The following is a 489-nucleotide window of genomic DNA, read 5'->3' as shown; positions in this document are numbered from 1 at the left end:
GGTGGCGGGACGGAGCCGCCGTTGTGCGACTTCCCGTGGCCGGGGGCCTGGGCGGCTGGGGTGGCTGGGGCAGCTGGGGAGGTGGCCCTAGTCCTCGTACCCCCCTGGGGGACGCACGACGACGGTGAGGCAGAGCTCCACCTCCGGGCTGTGGACCGGCTCGCCCCGCGGATCGGTGCCGGTGGCGTGGGCGCGGTTGGTCACGTGGCCCGCGTCGCCGTCGGCCTCGGTGACGGTGTAGGTGGCGTGGCAGGTGGCCGCCTCGCCGGGGTCGAGGGTGGTGCGGTCGCACGTCACGTCCGGCGCGTGGTCGTCGACGACGGCGAGGTCGCTCACCGTGGCTCCGCCGGTGTTGGTGACGGTGTAGGTGTAGGTGACGGTGTCACCGACGTACACCGAACCGGAGGTGTCGGCCGTCTTGGTGATGCTCAGTGTGGCGGTGACGGGTGTGACCGGGAGGGTGACCTGGGCGTCGGGGCTGCGGACGGG

General features: G+C 73.4%; 1 protein-coding gene. It reads right to left on the bottom strand.

Annotation, left to right across the window (positions count from 1 at the left end):
• Nucleotides 1-87 precede the first annotated feature (87 nt).
• Nucleotides 88-489: DUF7507 domain-containing protein (locus ABD308_RS15540; protein ID WP_425554775.1), on the bottom strand; the 402-nt coding region annotated here is incomplete at its 5' end.

It is taken from the genome of Kitasatospora putterlickiae (assembly GCF_039527695.1).
GTDB lineage: Bacteria > Actinomycetota > Actinomycetes > Streptomycetales > Streptomycetaceae > Kitasatospora > Kitasatospora putterlickiae.
This window is presented reverse-complemented; position numbering and strand designations above follow the sequence as displayed.